Source organism: Ferdinandcohnia salidurans (assembly GCF_042680725.1).
Lineage (GTDB): Bacteria > Bacillota > Bacilli > Bacillales > Bacillaceae_L > Ferdinandcohnia > Ferdinandcohnia salidurans.
Genome location: NZ_JBHUEK010000025.1, coordinates 35,685 through 49,706, shown reverse-complemented (window position 1 = coordinate 49,706; position 14,022 = coordinate 35,685). Strand labels below are relative to the sequence as shown.

General features: G+C 39.6%; 17 protein-coding genes. 10 read left to right on the top strand and 7 right to left on the bottom strand.

What is annotated here, in order from left to right; genetic code table 11:
* Positions 1-111: 111 nt before the first annotated feature.
* Positions 112-1,734 (top strand): catalase, encoded by a 1,623-nt coding sequence (locus ACFSFW_RS14830; protein ID WP_388039383.1) that lies wholly within the window; start codon positions 112-114, stop codon positions 1,732-1,734.
* A gap of 268 nt (positions 1,735-2,002) precedes the next feature.
* On the opposite strand, the gene ACFSFW_RS14825 is transcribed toward ACFSFW_RS14830, so the two are convergent.
* Entirely contained in the window at positions 2,003-2,371 is a 369-nt protein-coding gene (locus tag ACFSFW_RS14825; protein ID WP_388040323.1) for a GNAT family N-acetyltransferase, read from the bottom strand.
* A 435-nt stretch (positions 2,372-2,806) separates the two neighbouring features.
* On the opposite strand from ACFSFW_RS14825, the gene ACFSFW_RS14820 reads away from it, so the two are divergent.
* Positions 2,807-4,249 (top strand): S41 family peptidase, encoded by a 1,443-nt coding sequence (locus ACFSFW_RS14820; RefSeq protein WP_388039381.1) that lies wholly within the window; start codon positions 2,807-2,809, stop codon positions 4,247-4,249.
* A 430-nt stretch (positions 4,250-4,679) separates the two neighbouring features.
* Entirely contained in the window at positions 4,680-5,873 is a 1,194-nt protein-coding gene (locus tag ACFSFW_RS14815; protein ID WP_388039380.1) for a PDZ domain-containing protein, read from the top strand.
* A 456-nt stretch (positions 5,874-6,329) separates the two neighbouring features.
* Here the strand turns inward: ACFSFW_RS14815 and ACFSFW_RS14810 are convergent, their stop codons facing one another.
* From ACFSFW_RS14810 to ACFSFW_RS14790, 5 genes are all read right to left on the bottom strand, one after another.
* The gene (locus tag ACFSFW_RS14810; RefSeq protein WP_304216232.1) at positions 6,330-6,638 is read right to left on the bottom strand and encodes a hypothetical protein; all 309 of its coding nucleotides are present in this window, start codon (positions 6,636-6,638) and stop codon (positions 6,330-6,332) included.
* 167 nt (positions 6,639-6,805) lie between these two features.
* Entirely contained in the window at positions 6,806-7,036 is a 231-nt protein-coding gene (locus tag ACFSFW_RS14805) for a hypothetical protein (protein WP_388039378.1), read from the bottom strand.
* Positions 7,037-7,381: 345 nt separating this feature from the next.
* Positions 7,382-7,693, bottom strand: a complete 312-nt coding sequence (locus ACFSFW_RS14800) for a DUF3892 domain-containing protein (RefSeq protein WP_388039376.1) — start codon at positions 7,691-7,693, stop codon at positions 7,382-7,384.
* A 63-nt stretch (positions 7,694-7,756) separates the two neighbouring features.
* Positions 7,757-8,047 carry an HNH nuclease-like protein HlpB gene (hlpB, locus tag ACFSFW_RS14795; RefSeq protein WP_388039374.1) on the bottom strand — a complete coding sequence of 97 codons (291 nt, stop codon included), beginning with the start codon at positions 8,045-8,047 and terminating at the stop codon, positions 7,757-7,759.
* Positions 8,048-8,204: 157 nt separating this feature from the next.
* Positions 8,205-9,266 (bottom strand): M42 family metallopeptidase, encoded by a 1,062-nt coding sequence (locus ACFSFW_RS14790; RefSeq protein ID WP_388039372.1) that lies wholly within the window; start codon positions 9,264-9,266, stop codon positions 8,205-8,207.
* 233 nt (positions 9,267-9,499) lie between these two features.
* Here ACFSFW_RS14790 and ACFSFW_RS14785 point away from each other — a divergent pair, with 233 nt between their 5' ends.
* The 6 genes from ACFSFW_RS14785 (at position 9,500) to ACFSFW_RS14760 (ending at position 12,356) form a co-directional block, all read left to right on the top strand.
* A complete protein-coding gene (locus ACFSFW_RS14785; protein WP_099355545.1) occupies positions 9,500-10,036 on the top strand; it encodes an NADPH-dependent FMN reductase in 537 nt (178 codons plus the stop codon).
* An 81-nt stretch (positions 10,037-10,117) separates the two neighbouring features.
* Positions 10,118-10,495 (top strand): hypothetical protein, encoded by a 378-nt coding sequence (locus tag ACFSFW_RS14780; RefSeq protein ID WP_388039370.1) that lies wholly within the window; start codon positions 10,118-10,120, stop codon positions 10,493-10,495.
* Positions 10,482-11,009, top strand: coding sequence for an RNA polymerase sigma factor (locus ACFSFW_RS14775; protein ID WP_388039369.1), 528 nt, complete (start codon positions 10,482-10,484; stop codon positions 11,007-11,009). The genes ACFSFW_RS14780 and ACFSFW_RS14775 overlap by 14 nt, the downstream gene beginning before the upstream one ends.
* On the top strand, positions 11,006-11,236 hold the full coding sequence (locus tag ACFSFW_RS14770) for a hypothetical protein (RefSeq protein ID WP_388039367.1): 231 nt from the start codon (positions 11,006-11,008) through the stop codon (positions 11,234-11,236). The genes ACFSFW_RS14775 and ACFSFW_RS14770 overlap by 4 nt, the downstream gene beginning before the upstream one ends.
* A gap of 215 nt (positions 11,237-11,451) precedes the next feature.
* Positions 11,452-12,036, top strand: a complete 585-nt coding sequence (locus tag ACFSFW_RS14765) for an NADPH-dependent FMN reductase (protein WP_388039366.1) — start codon at positions 11,452-11,454, stop codon at positions 12,034-12,036.
* Positions 12,037-12,050: 14 nt separating this feature from the next.
* Complete coding sequence (locus tag ACFSFW_RS14760) at positions 12,051-12,356, top strand: monooxygenase (protein ID WP_388039364.1); 306 nt, start codon at positions 12,051-12,053, stop codon at positions 12,354-12,356.
* Between the two features lie 28 nt (positions 12,357-12,384).
* Here the strand turns inward: ACFSFW_RS14760 and ACFSFW_RS14755 are convergent, their stop codons facing one another.
* Entirely contained in the window at positions 12,385-12,765 is a 381-nt protein-coding gene (locus ACFSFW_RS14755; RefSeq protein WP_388039363.1) for an SLAP domain-containing protein, read from the bottom strand.
* 329 nt (positions 12,766-13,094) lie between these two features.
* Here ACFSFW_RS14755 and ACFSFW_RS14750 point away from each other — a divergent pair, with 329 nt between their 5' ends.
* The gene (locus ACFSFW_RS14750; RefSeq protein ID WP_304216243.1) at positions 13,095-13,910 is read left to right on the top strand and encodes a ZIP family metal transporter; all 816 of its coding nucleotides are present in this window, start codon (positions 13,095-13,097) and stop codon (positions 13,908-13,910) included.
* Positions 13,911-14,022: the final 112 nt, after the last annotated feature.

Below are 14,022 nucleotides of genomic sequence, written 5' to 3'. Positions count from 1 at the left end.
ATTTTTAGTACATACTTGAGAATTGGAGTGGGATGTAGCCTTTTATATACATAGAAAATGATGTAAGGGAAATAATGACAATGAATTTTCGTTTAAGAGAGGAAGTGCAACATGAACGATGAAAAGCAACATGGAAGTGTGGAAGGGGTAGGTGGGCCACAGGATAATCGCCTAGGAACGGGTGAGTCGGCGGATTCATTAACAAACAGGCAGGGCCATCCAGTTACAGATAATCAAAATATCCGAACAGTTGGAAACCGAGGTCCTTCAACACTAGAGAATTACGATTTTATTGAAAAAATGTCCCATTTTGACCGTGAACGCGTTCCAGAACGTGTAGTTCATGCCAGAGGTGCTGGTGCACATGGATATTTTGAGGCATATGGAAAAGTTGGCGACGAACCGGTTTCTAAGTACACTCGCGCAAAATTGTTCCAAGAAGCAGGAAAAAGGACTCCAGTTTTTGTGCGTTTTTCAACGGTCGCAGGGGCGATGGAGTCTCCAGAAACGGCACGAGATCCCCGCGGTTTTGCCGTTAAATTTTATACGGAGGATGGAAACTGGGATTTAGTCGGAAACAATTTAAAAATCTTTTTTATCCGCGATGCGATGAAGTTTCCTGATATGATTCATGCTTTTAAGCCAGACCCGGTCTCAAATCTGTCAAACCCAGAAAGAATGTTTGACTTTTTATCGAAAACACCTGAAGCAACCCATATGATAACCTTCCTGTTTTCACCATGGGGAATTCCGGCAAACTACCGCCAAATGCAAGGTTCTGGAGTAAATACATACAAATGGGTGAATCAGGACGGCGAGGCCGTATTAGTGAAATATCACTGGGAGCCACTGAAGCAAGGTATAAAAAACTTAACTCAAAAAGAAGCAAATGAAATCCAAGCGACAAATGTAAGTCATGCTACTCAGGATTTATATGAAGCAATCGAGCGTGGAGATTACCCAGAGTGGGAGTTTTGTGTGCAAATCATGACTGATGATTACCACTCTGAGCTTGATTTTGACCCACTCGATGATACAAAACTCTGGCCGACAGATAAGTTCCCGTTTTTAAAGGTTGGAAAAATGGTATTAAACAAGAATCCAGAGAATTATTTTAACGAGGTTGAGCAAGCTGCGTTTGGTACAGGGGTACTTGTGGATGGACTTGATTTTTCAGATGATAAAATGCTTCAAGGGAGAACGTTCTCGTACTCAGATACGCAGCGACATCGCGTCGGAACGAACTATCTTCAACTGCCAATTAATGCGCCGAAAAAACGGGTTGCAACCAATCAGCGTGGTGGCCAAATGTCTTACCATGTGGATGTACCACCGAGCGGTAATCCGCACGTCAATTATGAACCGTCCACGATTGGCGGCCTGAAGGAAGCGAAGCAGGAGGGCAAAATTCATGAGCCTCATTATAATGACAAGTTGGTTCGTGAAAAAATTGACCGCCCGAATGATTTCGGGCAAGCAGGTGAGACGTATCGAGCCTTTTCGGACGTAGAGAGGGATGAACTCATCAGCAATTTGGTCGATAACTTAAAAGTATGCCGTCCAGAAATCCAAAACAAAATGCTGGAGTACTTCACCAATGCCGACGAGGAGTACGGCAGACGTGTCAGAGAAGGCCTCGCAAAAGCAATGGATACAACCGATAATAGCTCCGCTGCAGCGAATGAGGCAGTAGAGAAGTCTAAAAACATGGGACAAGAATCAGACGGGTATTAACTTTATTCAGGAGAACGCTGAATAAAGTTAAAGCCTCCGGCGGATGCCATAGATTTTCAATGGAAAGTTTTCGAGCGTAGGATCAAAGACTAACAACGCCACATCCTGTGGCAACGTCTTTGTGACCCACATCGTGTGGGCCTAAAAAATCTGGGCGGCAAATACGCCAAGGCGTATTTGATAAGAAAAGCATCGGTCCTTTGAGGGGATCGATGCTTTGGAGATTTACGCAAAATTTTCAACCGGCAAAACACGTCGGGTTCCTATCCTACAACTCCTTCACAAACGCATAACTCTTCCGCTCATACCCCATCTTCTCCTCATAAAAACGGTGCGCATCCACACGCTGCAGTCCAGACGACAATGCAACCAGCCCGCAGCCCAATTCACGACCAAGTTCATGGATATAAGAAAGCAGTTTTTCACCGTAGCCTTTTGAACGCCCGGTCTCGTCTGTCACCAAATCATAGACGTACATGTGATTTCCGTAATAAAGATTGAGCTGTTGCGCAACCCCAGTAACAGCCGCAACCTTTCCATTATCAATTAATGCGAACATTCTATATCCTTGAGGCTGCATGTCCGTCACCAATGCTACGAACTCCTCGAGGCTCAGATGTGTCCGTAATTGCTTCATAACAGGAAACGCTAATTTCCATTCCTCGACCGTCTTTAATTCGCGAATTTCATGTGCCACGCCAACCACTCCTACAAAAAAGATTTCTTCTATCTTACTGCACTAGCTCTTAACTGACTACATTTTTCTTTACTTCATTCTTATAAAACTTTTATAATGGTAAAAGAACAAAAATTTTTACCAAATACACGTTGAGGCGTGGCCTCATTTTTGTCATAAAGTGTACAAGCATTACATATTTTTATACAAAGGCATCGCACTAACGCAGGTGTGGTGCCTTTTCCTGCAACTCTGACCGGATAGTCAAAAAGGGCTAGGACCAAATGTCAAACAAGACTTTTCGACTATTATCATGAGTAAGGGATGAATAAGAACATAAAAGCTACAAAAATTAACGGTATGCATTTGTATTCGTAACGGAGGAGGAACAAATAGGTGAGTCGTAAAGTTGTCGCATTATACATGGTACTATCCTTACTATTAGGAGCGAGTGCTACATTTTTAGTGGTTCAGTTACTTGATAACAACGAACAACCACTCGTTCAGCAACCAAGCCAAAACAATGATAATAAGAAGGAAAACGAAAACGATCTATCTAAAATCGGTCAAGCATACAACATGATTTTATCTAATTATGTTGAAAAGGTGGACGAAAAACAATTAATTGAGGGTGCCATTCAGGGGATGGTCAGCACACTTGAGGACCCGTATTCCGCATATATGGATGAAGAAACAGCTGCCCAGTTCAATGAGTCGCTGGAATCATCGTTTGAAGGAATTGGCGCAGAGGTGAGTATGATGGAAGGCAAGGTCACAATTGTCGCTCCATTCAAGGATTCACCGGCTGAAAAATCAGGTCTTAAGCCAAATGACCAAATCATTAAAATCGACGGCGAAAGCATCGAAGGCCTTGATCTATATGAAGCCGTTTTAAAAATCCGCGGTGAAAAAGGAACAGTTGTTACTCTAGAAGTCATGAGACCGGGAGTATCCGATCTTATGAATGTAAAAGTAACCCGCGACACCATTCCGATTGAAACAGTCTACACAGACTTGAAGGAATATGATAATAAAAAGATTGGGTATATTGAAATCACATCATTCGCAAATGATACAGCAGAGGATTTCATTGTTGGACTGAATGAGCTAGAGGATAAGGGTATTGAAGGTCTGGTCATCGATGTTCGTGGCAATCCAGGTGGACTTTTAGAAAGTGTTGAAGAAATTCTAAAACAGCTTGTAACAAAAGATAAGCCATATGTTCAAATCGAGAACAGAGATGGCGAAAAGCAGCGCTTCTTCTCCACTCTTGAAAAACAAAAGGAATACCCAATTGTCGTGCTGACAAACCAAGGTAGTGCTTCCGCATCTGAGATTTTAGCAGGTGCCTTAAAAGAAGCGGGTGGCTATGACATTGTCGGTGAAAAAACATTTGGTAAAGGAACTGTTCAGCAGGCGCGCGACATGGGCGACGGAAGTAACCTGAAGCTAACGATGTTCAAATGGTTAACACCAGATGGCAACTGGATTCACAAAAAAGGAATTGAGCCAACAGTGGAGGCAAAACAACCTGAATACTTCTATGCAAATCCAATTCAGTTTGAAAAAGAGCTTGCGCAAAACATGAACAATGAAAAAATCAAAAACGCACAAATCATGCTAAAGGGATTAGGATTCGACCCAGGACGTGAGGACGGCTACTTCAGTGGAGAAACCGTCATCGCTGTAAAAGCATTCCAACAAGCAAATGAAATAGAAGCAACCGGCACCATCAACGAAAAAACAGCCGGATTAATCGAAGCTAAAGTCATCGAGTCGATCCGAGACCAAAAGAACGACCTACAACTCAAAAAAGCGATGGAAGTACTATTTAAATAAGAACGTGAAACACCTCTCCCGGTCGGAGAGGTGTTTTTTATATTAGGGGAATCATGGGAACCATGGAACCATGGGGACGGTTCTGGTGGTCCCAATTTTGACCATGGCAATATTTCTGGATCCTAATTCAAAGGCCCGGGAACTACTATATCGGACACAATTTTGATTTTATCGGACAGAGCTTAGCCACATATCGGACAAAGTGGCGGATTTATCGGACACAACTTTCGGGGTATCGGGCATAAATCACCATATATCGGACAAAGCCATTTTTTAGTCCTAAAACCAGTAATATGCCTAACGCTGGAGCAATCAGACCATTTCCAAAAAAATCATCGTATTCTTTAAGTCAAGTATTTGGTACAATAAAAGTTAGTAAATCGAACGAAAATTTTTACATATTAAGTCATATCCATAGGTGGTGAAAAGATTGGTTGAAGCATGGTTACTTGAATTTGCAAAGGGGATTGGACGCTTTTTCCTAAATCCAATGTTTTATTATTTTGCAGGATATTGTGTACTTTTAGGCTATTTCCGTGTTAAACGTGAGCGACGTGCTTTCCATATAAGAGTAGAAGATGGTTTTTATGACCTGAGATCACTACTTCCGGGCGGTTGGCTTGCTGGACTGCTTATATCAGTTGTAACGATTGCAGCCGGTGTCGTCATCCCACTTGGTAGCATCGTGGTAATTGCAATTGTCACCTTACTACTCAGCCTACCGATTAATACACGTCTACTATCTCCAGCCTATATTTTAGGGGTATCGTTTTTTGGAATTATTTTATTATCAAATCTATCGGTTGAGAATAAATTTATTGCGAGATTACTAGACGATATGGGCAATACAAGTCTTGCGGCGATTGCGATTTTACTTGGTGCCCTCATACTTGCAGAAGGAATATTGATACTGAAAAAAGGTCATATTGGCACATCACCCGATCTTTTAAAAAGTAAACGTGGACTTCCGGTCGGCGCCCATATTTCACAACGACTATGGCTTGCACCCGTATTCTTACTTATTCCAGGTGAGGCACTCACTACTCAATATGAATGGTGGCCAGTGTTCAATGTTTCTGGACAAGCCTACTCGCTCATTTTAGTACCGTTTGGGATTGGATTTTATCATAAAGTAAAAAGCATGCTTCCAACCCAGAGTATCCCCGTTGTCGGAAAACGCGTGGTCATTCTTGGGGTCGTAATCTCAGGGTTAGCGTTGGCGAGCATTTGGTACCCAGTTACAGCGATTATTGCTGCCTGTTTTGCGCTAGCAGGTCGGGAACTCATCTACCTGCAACACTATTTTACCGATGAAGCGAGACAATCCATCTTTTCACAACAAAATCATGGCCTACTCGTTTTGGGGATCATCCCACAATCGCCAGCTGACAAAATGCAGATTAAAATTGGTGAGACCATATCAAAGGTGAACGGTATACACGTAAAAAACGTTCAGGAATTTTACATGGCTCTTCAAAAAAATCGCGCCTTATGTAAGGTTGATGTGTTAGATATTAACGGTGAGGTCAGATACGTCCAACGTGCGCTATACGAAGGAGAGCATCATGAGTTAGGAATCCTTTTCGTTGAAGAAGGCAAAGGATGGAAGCATAAAGCGGTGTAAGTGTAATTTTAAGGGCATCACTACAAAATTTTATTAAAAGACAAAAGACGAGATATTTCCAAGAACCCTTATTAACATTATATTTTAATTTAATGTCAGCCATTATAAGGGGGTAAATATAAAGGATAGATGAGCAGAATTAAATATGCTCTATCTATCCTTTTTTTTCTACTACAAATGCCCCCATTTACTACAACAAAAAATTGCAATGTTGTTGTACTAACGCACCCGTTAGCCACCCATGAATCGCAAAAAATCAGCGATTCACCACAGAGAATCAAAATGGTTAGGAAGTGTCAATACTGATACTGACCTTGATCCAGTCAACTAATCATAGCAATGAATTGCAGCTCTCTCAATTTTTTTAAAAAAATGAGACGGGTTCTCTTTGGTATTGTCTTTTTTCGAGTTTAGAGAAGTTTATTTTCATGGTAGTTGAAAAATTTTTTTAGTATTTTATATCCTTATGTTAAACGTGAATGTGCTAAATGTACCAAGGATTCCTAACCCTTCTATTAAAAGGACACTCCCATCTTCATAATACAGTTTAACACCAATCTTATTAATAAAAAAATAATCGTCTATTGTTCTATCAGCTACTGTTAAATTATCGTTACCATTTATACATTTATCCCCAACGCACTCTATATCATGTTTATTTGATAGCCATTCATTAAAACTTTCTGGAGAAGGTTTTGACAATGTTAGGATTAGAAAAAATATAATTAGAGCTAAAGTAAAGAAAATAATTGGTTTTTTATTCATAAATTCCCTCCCTAAATTGAATATAATTACCAATAATTACATTTTACACTTTGATATTTAGGAATCCTATTAAAACTTTAACTATCCTGTATCGTTAGTTTAATAACTTCAACATAAAGGTGCGTACCCTTCTTGGTTCAACGCACCCGTTTGTTTAAGTACAATAGTTATCCAAAGTGATTATGAAACCACCAAACAATAAGAACCATACTCACGATTCCCCAAGCTGTGGTACTCATTATCCACAAAATTATGGTTTTAGCTTTCTTTAAACTTTCCACGTCTTCCGTATTTGCTGTTATAAAAGAAAGCTTACTTTCCATACCTTTTTTCATAGAAGTGAGAACAACAAATCCGATTATTATGAAACCAATAGTTATCCAGAGTAATAAGTCCACCTTTTATACCCCCGTTATTAGGTACTTTGATCTGTTAGTTTTTTATACGATTTACTAAAGGGTAGGTTTCAAAATAGATCATAGTAAAACTTATAAACACTAAAAGAATAAAAAAATAATACATTTAATCGCCAGTAAATGAGGTCATTTAGAGGTCTAGTAAATAAAAAAGTACACCACTAAATATAAGTGATGTACTTAATTTTTATTTAATGTGTGACATTAAAGTCAAACACCGATTCTGTATATAAAAAGGTACTTTCATTTGTACTTAATTTTACAGAGTAGTGATTCCTTTTTTAAAATTAACAGTAGTCTGTTGAGTTCTGAGGCTATTAATTGTTCCTAAAAATCGGGAAGATTGTCTAAGTTGTTTTCTTTAACACCATCTGGTTCACTCCGTAGAATATCCCTGCCATATTTATGGAATACATCTACATGGGCAAGCATGCCGGCTTTTGCCTCGTCTAGAGCGGTTATATAATCCAATTCCCTACCGCTTTCTGTCTTAAAAGCAATCAGATCACCATCGTCGTTTTTACGTACTGCTACGATCTTTTCCTTCGTAGAATCTGTTTCTGCAGCTTCAGTACGAGCCTGCTCTTCACCTTGTTGCTTGTATTCTTTATAAATTTGATTAAAATCCGTTGTTTCCATTTTAATCCCTCCCAAACATATGTACGCTTAGTGTGTTCAGTGGATTCATTTCTATGTAACAAGTTACTTCTTTTTCATTTTTCGACCATTCGACTTTCTATTTTTCATGATTTTAGTAGGAGGTTGCTTTCGTATCCATTTAATAAATCGTGAAAGCATTTCGTCTTCTCTTAGTTCCCGTAATGTAGTTAACCGTGTAGCAATCTCTCTATTTGTATATAATGCATGAATTTGTTTATGACATGGGATACACAGGTTTGCCGTGTCACCAAAAGTACCTCCCAACTCTTTAGGGAGTAGATGGTGAATCGTTGTTTCAACCTCACTACGTCCACAGAGCTCACAGCTACCCACAATCCTACCTCCATTGATTGTACCTAATGTCGTTCATTTTTTACTATCTACTCTTTAAAAGGAATTATTCGGTTCTCTAGTCCTCATTAAAACAAAATCGTTTTTTAGAAAAGAAAAAAAGCCATAAAAAATAGTTTACGGCTTTAAAGGTATTTCTTTATTCAATCGTAAATTTATAAGAGTTGGAATATCTCATGTTTTTCACAAAAGCTACTAATAAGTTCTTTGTTGCTTCAAGGTCATTTAAGTCAATTACTTCGATTGAAGAATGTGCATATCTTGAAGGTATGGATAGAACACCCGTAGGAATGCCCTGGTGAGCAAGGCTTAATTCTCCTGCATCTGTTCCAATTCCAGGGAAAACTTCTAATTGGTAAGGTATCTTACTAGCATCTGCTAGTTCAATTAAGTGATCACGTACCTTTTTATTTGCTATTAAGCTGAAATCTAGTACTTTAATTCCTGTACCATTCCCAATTGCTAATGTTTGATCCATCATTTCTTCAGGAGTATCGCTAACGGCTGTTGTATCAAGTGCAAGAGCAACATCGGCATTTTGTTGATGGCTTGCCACCCTTGCTCCTCTGAGTCCAACTTCTTCTTGGACAGTAAAGATTCCTACAAATTCACCCGAAAAATCATCTTTATTCAAATCCTCTAATGCTTGAATTAATACCGCACAACCTGCTCGATCATCGAAAGCTTTACCAACAATCCGAGTTTCTGACAAATGATCAAAATGCGGGTACCACGTAATCGGATCTCCAATTCGAATCCCAAATTCCTCAGCCTCTTTTTTAGAGGAAGCACCTGCATCGATATATAGGCGTTGATGAGGCCGAACCTTTTTAGGGTCATCATATTTCATCATATGAGCCGAAATGGTTCCAATAACTCCTGGACGTAACCCTTGGGATGTTTTTATTTGGACACGTTGTGATAGAAGAATACGATCGTCATGCCCACCTAGCTTTTCAAATAGGATAAGTCCATTTTCTTCTATCTTTTTCACAATAAAGCCTACCTCATCCATATGAGCAGCAACGACAATCTTTGGCCCCACTTGGCTGCCTTTTTTAGAGACAATGAGATTACCTGCCCCATCAACCTCCATATGGTCGACTTTCCCTTTTAATCGGCTTGCTATGTATTTTGCCACATCCTCTTCAAAGCCACATGGACCATGAATGGCAGTTAACTCTTTTACTAATTGTTCCATTATGTTTCTCCCCTTATGTCAGTAATCTAGTGCATCATTTTAGTTCCCAGTTAGTAGGAGGGATTGTTCTTAATTATAACAGTGATTTCAATTTTCTGACATAATTTTTTCACCTGTAAACTTCTCAGATTGATTAATCTCGTATCTATAACGCCTGAAAAACAAACATAAATGCCCATCTTTAAGTGAACGCTAAGACTGGTGTAAATGAAATTTTTAGGAGGTTCACGAAAATGAAGGTTGTTGGTATATCTGGCTCACTGATTGGAGCCAAAACATCAAAGGCGGTCTATGAAGTGTTGGCTGCTATTAAGTCACTTGATCCTAACGTTCAAATTGAATTACTAGACCTGAAGGATTTTGAGATTGAATTTGTGAATGGAAGCCCATTAAGCTATTACAATGATGATACAATTAAAGTAGTAAATAAAATGTTAGAGGCAGATATGCTTGTCTTTGGTTCACCGATTTATCAGGCGTCCATTTCAGGAGTTCTAAAAAATCTGTTAGACTTTTTCCCAGTCGATTCCTTCAAGAATAAAGTGACTGGAATTATTACAACAGGTGGTACGGAAAAACATTTTCTCGTCTCGGAGTTCCATTTAAAGCCTATTCTTTCCTACTTGAAAGGCACAGTACCGGTTCATCAAGTTTTCATACATAACGACAACTTCGATGATGACAATGAAATCACCAATCAGGGACTTAAAAAACGTATCCACCAATTGGCGGAAGAAATGCTCGCTCTCCAAAAAAGTATGAAAAAATAGATATCTTTCTAGAAAAGAGTGAACCTTTCACTTCCCTCATTAGTATAAGAAGTAAGACCAAAAAAAAAGGGAGTGCTAAAAATGACAACAATCATAGGGTGGGTTGTGAGTTCCGTTGTGGTTGCCATTCTTGGAACGGTTTTTGCAATAGTGATTGGTTCCATGAATAAAAAGGTTGTCCGAGATCATAAGGGTGATATTGATTTTACGAAGTCAAACATCTATTTTTATTGGTCTAGATGGGATACAATTATTACAATTGCGGCTGTGTATACATTTTTATGTATTACGGGTTTATTGGTTTTCCTTTTACGAGGAGACACCATTGATAGTCCGTTCATTCAATTTTTCATTCATCAGACGTTTGTCTTCAGTTTGATTACATTTTTGTGGTTCATTACAAAGCTTGCATATATCTATAAAGGAATAAAAAAGCGGTGGTCTGATGAGTTACAGTAGCGTTAACGAGGCAATTCTTCAATTTCAACGAGGGGATAAGGAAGCATTAGAGGTCATTTACAAAATATACAAAGCCCCTCTTTACCAGTTTATTTATCGGTACACAAACAATGAGCAACTAAGCATCGACCTTGTTCAGGACACATTTGAAAAGCTACAGCGTAAATTTCATCAATTTAATCCGGAAAAAGGACAGTTCAAAACCTATCTCTATCAGATTGCTTATAACACGATGATGACGAGGCTAAGAAGACAGAGTTTATTTCGAACCTTGTTGCCGATTTTGGCAGAACGCGCTACACACCAAGAAAACACCGACGAAAAAATAACCGTACAAACAGCGATCCAATCGCTCCCTGAAGATTTACGTGCGATTGTGTTGCTGACCTACTACCACGACCTCACACAAAAAGAAATCTCCACGATCCTACACATCCCAGTCGGAACGGTAAAATCAAAGCTACATCGTGCACTAAAAAAACTAAAAGTAGAATTAGAGGTGAATGAGGATTGAATAATGACCAATTTGAAAAAGAATTAAAAGAGAAACTCGATCAATTCACAGTTGAAGTACCAGACTTCCCTATGAAAAAATCCAGGTTAAATCGCATGGCAAACTGGTTCTTTAATCCAGCCTCGATTCCGTTTCCGGAAGTAGGCTACAAAAAGAGCGCCTTTCTATCAATCTCGTGGCTACCTGTATTGATATTACCCTTAACATTCGTCCTGTTTATGCTGTGAATGGGACACCTGTTCTCGGGTTGGGACACAGGTCCCTCGTTCCAGTTTAATGGGGTGACAAGGGACCAAGCGCCCCATGCTCAACCTATTTTTTATACACTTTATCAAAAGTGTTGGATAAGCAACAAATCCAATGTACTGTTGGTGCCAATATGTTTTCGCCCTTGCTAAACTAAATGTAGATACGAAAAACATTATAATTTAGGGGAGAAAACATGATCAAAATTGGTATTCTTACAGGGAGCACAAGGGATTCAAGGGTAAATCTACAAGTCGCAGATTGGGTGAAATCAATCGCAGATAAAAGAACGGATGCAGAATTTGAATTAATAGATATTAAAGACTTTAACCTACCAAAATTTAATGAGCCTATTCCGGCGATTATGTCACAGGACTATCAAGCTCCAGAAGCACATGCATGGTCTGAAAAAATTAGTAGTCTCGATGGATTTATATTTGTCACTCCGGAATATAATAAGGCTATTACCTCTGGGTTGAAGGATGCAATTGATTATTTATACGTTGAGTGGAATCATAAAGCAGCGGGAATTGTAAGTTATGGATCAACTTTAGGTGTTACCGCGGCAAATGATTTACGCCTTATTTTAACAGTGCCAAAGGTAGCAACTGTTGGACCTTCTGTTGCGATGAGTCTATTTACTGATTTTCAAGATATGAGTAGATTTAATCCAGCACCTTTCCACGAGGATTCCTTACATAAAACAATAGACGATGTTGTCGCGTGGTCTACAGCATTAAAAGGAATCAGACAAAAGGATTCTGAATTACAAACTGTATAAAAAGGAGAGTCACTATGGCATACGTATTACAGGTAGATTTTAAAATGGATGGACCATTCGGAGATGAAATGGCTGGAGCGTTTACTGATTTGGCCAAAAGCATTAATGAAGAACCAGGTTTCATCTGGAAAATTTGGACCGAAAATCCGGAAGCAAAAGAAGCAGGTGGAATCTATTTATTCGAGACAAAAGAAACCGCTGAAAAATATCTCGACATGCATACGAAACGATTAGCTGGCTTTGGCATCAACGGTGTAAACGGAAAAATCTTTGCGATTAATTCAAAGCTTACCGAAATCACAAAAGGTCCAGTCAAATAAAAAAGAGAAGTAGATTCTAAAAGTGAGTCTACTTCTCTTTTTTATGTCTAAGTGTCGTATGCTCGATTGAATTCGGAATCTCAAAACTATCAGATGGAAAAATAAACGTCCAGGGCATGCTAGTTTCAGGTGGTACATGGAGAGCGGGCAGGGTAAACTCGTGCTCAACTAGGAGTTTATCCCCATCAAAAAACTGTAGCGGTGTATTTTCAAATAAAAGATTTTGTGGCGTTCTGTTATGTACAATTGCGGTTACTAAGCGTTCGTTTTTGTGATTTACTGCTATCCGAAACGTGGTAAAACTAACTTCTTCTTCAGAGGTCTCGTCACGAAAAAGCTGTTCAATTATTTCTCGATCCTTCTGCGAAATCGTCCGATCCCACGCGTCCTCAAAAACTAGTTTTTGCATGATCTCACCTCTCTTACTACTGATTATAGCAGAGCAAGCTATTTTTTTGTGAAATTGGCTATGAGCAATGGTTTGTCCGATATATTTAATTTTATGTCCGATATCCCGGAAATTTTGTCCGATATCCTTCAGTCTCTGTCCGATAACCCGAGAACTTTGTCCGATAACCCGAGAACTTTGTCCGATATCCCGAAAACTCTGTCCGATAACCCAAAACTCTCCCCCATATCCCTCCAACTCTACCGATATCCCAACCCCTCCACCATAATTAACCCTAAAATTGGTTAAGCTAAACTATCATATAGTTGGTTAAAAAGGAGTTCTTGAGTATGGTAGACTTTTTCGAGAATTTTCATCCGGTTATGCAAGCGTTGATTGCGACTTTGTTTACATGGGGGATGACGGCACTGGGGGCAACCCTTGTTTTTGCAACAAAGACGATCAATCAGCGTCTTTTGGATAGTATGTTAGGTTTCGCTGGGGGCGTAATGATTGCGGCTAGTTATTGGTCGCTATTGGGACCTGCGATTGAGATGTCTAGCGACAACCAAATCGGTGCTTGGTTTCCTGCAGCGTCCGGATTCCTGTTAGGGGGCATTTTTCTATGGGGAATTGATAAGATTTTGCCTCATCTTCACCCAAATGCACCAATCAACGACGCAGAAGGCTTACATTCTAAAGGTCAAAAGCGAAGTACGCTCTTAGTCCTCGCAATTACACTTCATAATATTCCAGAGGGATTGGCTGTTGGAATCGCGTTTGGTGCCCTTGCAAATGGGGGAACGGAAGCTTCTTTAGCGGGTGCCTTGACCTTGGCGCTTGGTATTGGAATTCAAAACTTTCCAGAAGGTATTGCGGTTTCAATGCCGTTAAGAGGCGACGGCATGTCCCGTCGAAAGAGTTTCTTTTACGGGCAATTTTCAGGGATGGTCGAGCCGATTGCTGCTGTTGTTGGGGCAGTTGCTGTATCCTTCATTGCACCATTGCTTCCATACGCATTAAGCTTTGCGGCTGGTGCGATGATTTTTGTTGTCGCAGAAGAAGTAATTCCGAGTTCTCAGGAAAAAGGCAATAAAGATCTCGCATCCATGAGCTTAATGATTGGATTTGTCGTGATGATGATACTTGACGTCGCATTGGGGTAAGCCGAACAAAACATCACAGGTGCAACCATTCATCATTGAAAAACCGGGCATTGACCCGTTTCCTATTTTGCATGTTTTTCCAGTCTTTGTCGCATACTAAATCATCATATCG

Excerpts from the sequence above, each read along its gene's own strand:
- ACFSFW_RS14750 (WP_304216243.1), top strand. The coding sequence starts at position 13,095 with ATGGTAGACTTTTTCGAGAATTTTCATCCGGTTATGCAAGCGTTGATT.
- ACFSFW_RS14810 (WP_304216232.1), bottom strand. The coding sequence starts at position 6,638 with ATGAATAAAAAACCAATTATTTTCTTTACTTTAGCTCTAATTATATTT.
- ACFSFW_RS14755 (WP_388039363.1), bottom strand. The coding sequence starts at position 12,765 with ATGCAAAAACTAGTTTTTGAGGACGCGTGGGATCGGACGATTTCGCAG.
- ACFSFW_RS14775 (WP_388039369.1), top strand. The coding sequence starts at position 10,482 with ATGAGTTACAGTAGCGTTAACGAGGCAATTCTTCAATTTCAACGAGGG.
- ACFSFW_RS14785 (WP_099355545.1), top strand. The coding sequence starts at position 9,500 with ATGAAGGTTGTTGGTATATCTGGCTCACTGATTGGAGCCAAAACATCA.
- ACFSFW_RS14830 (WP_388039383.1), top strand. The coding sequence starts at position 112 with ATGAACGATGAAAAGCAACATGGAAGTGTGGAAGGGGTAGGTGGGCCA.
- ACFSFW_RS14825 (WP_388040323.1), bottom strand. The coding sequence starts at position 2,371 with ATGAAGCAATTACGGACACATCTGAGCCTCGAGGAGTTCGTAGCATTG.
- ACFSFW_RS14780 (WP_388039370.1), top strand. The coding sequence starts at position 10,118 with ATGACAACAATCATAGGGTGGGTTGTGAGTTCCGTTGTGGTTGCCATT.
- ACFSFW_RS14765 (WP_388039366.1), top strand. The coding sequence starts at position 11,452 with ATGATCAAAATTGGTATTCTTACAGGGAGCACAAGGGATTCAAGGGTA.
- ACFSFW_RS14800 (WP_388039376.1), bottom strand. The coding sequence starts at position 7,693 with ATGGAAACAACGGATTTTAATCAAATTTATAAAGAATACAAGCAACAA.
- ACFSFW_RS14790 (WP_388039372.1), bottom strand. The coding sequence starts at position 9,266 with ATGGAACAATTAGTAAAAGAGTTAACTGCCATTCATGGTCCATGTGGC.
- ACFSFW_RS14760 (WP_388039364.1), top strand. The coding sequence starts at position 12,051 with ATGGCATACGTATTACAGGTAGATTTTAAAATGGATGGACCATTCGGA.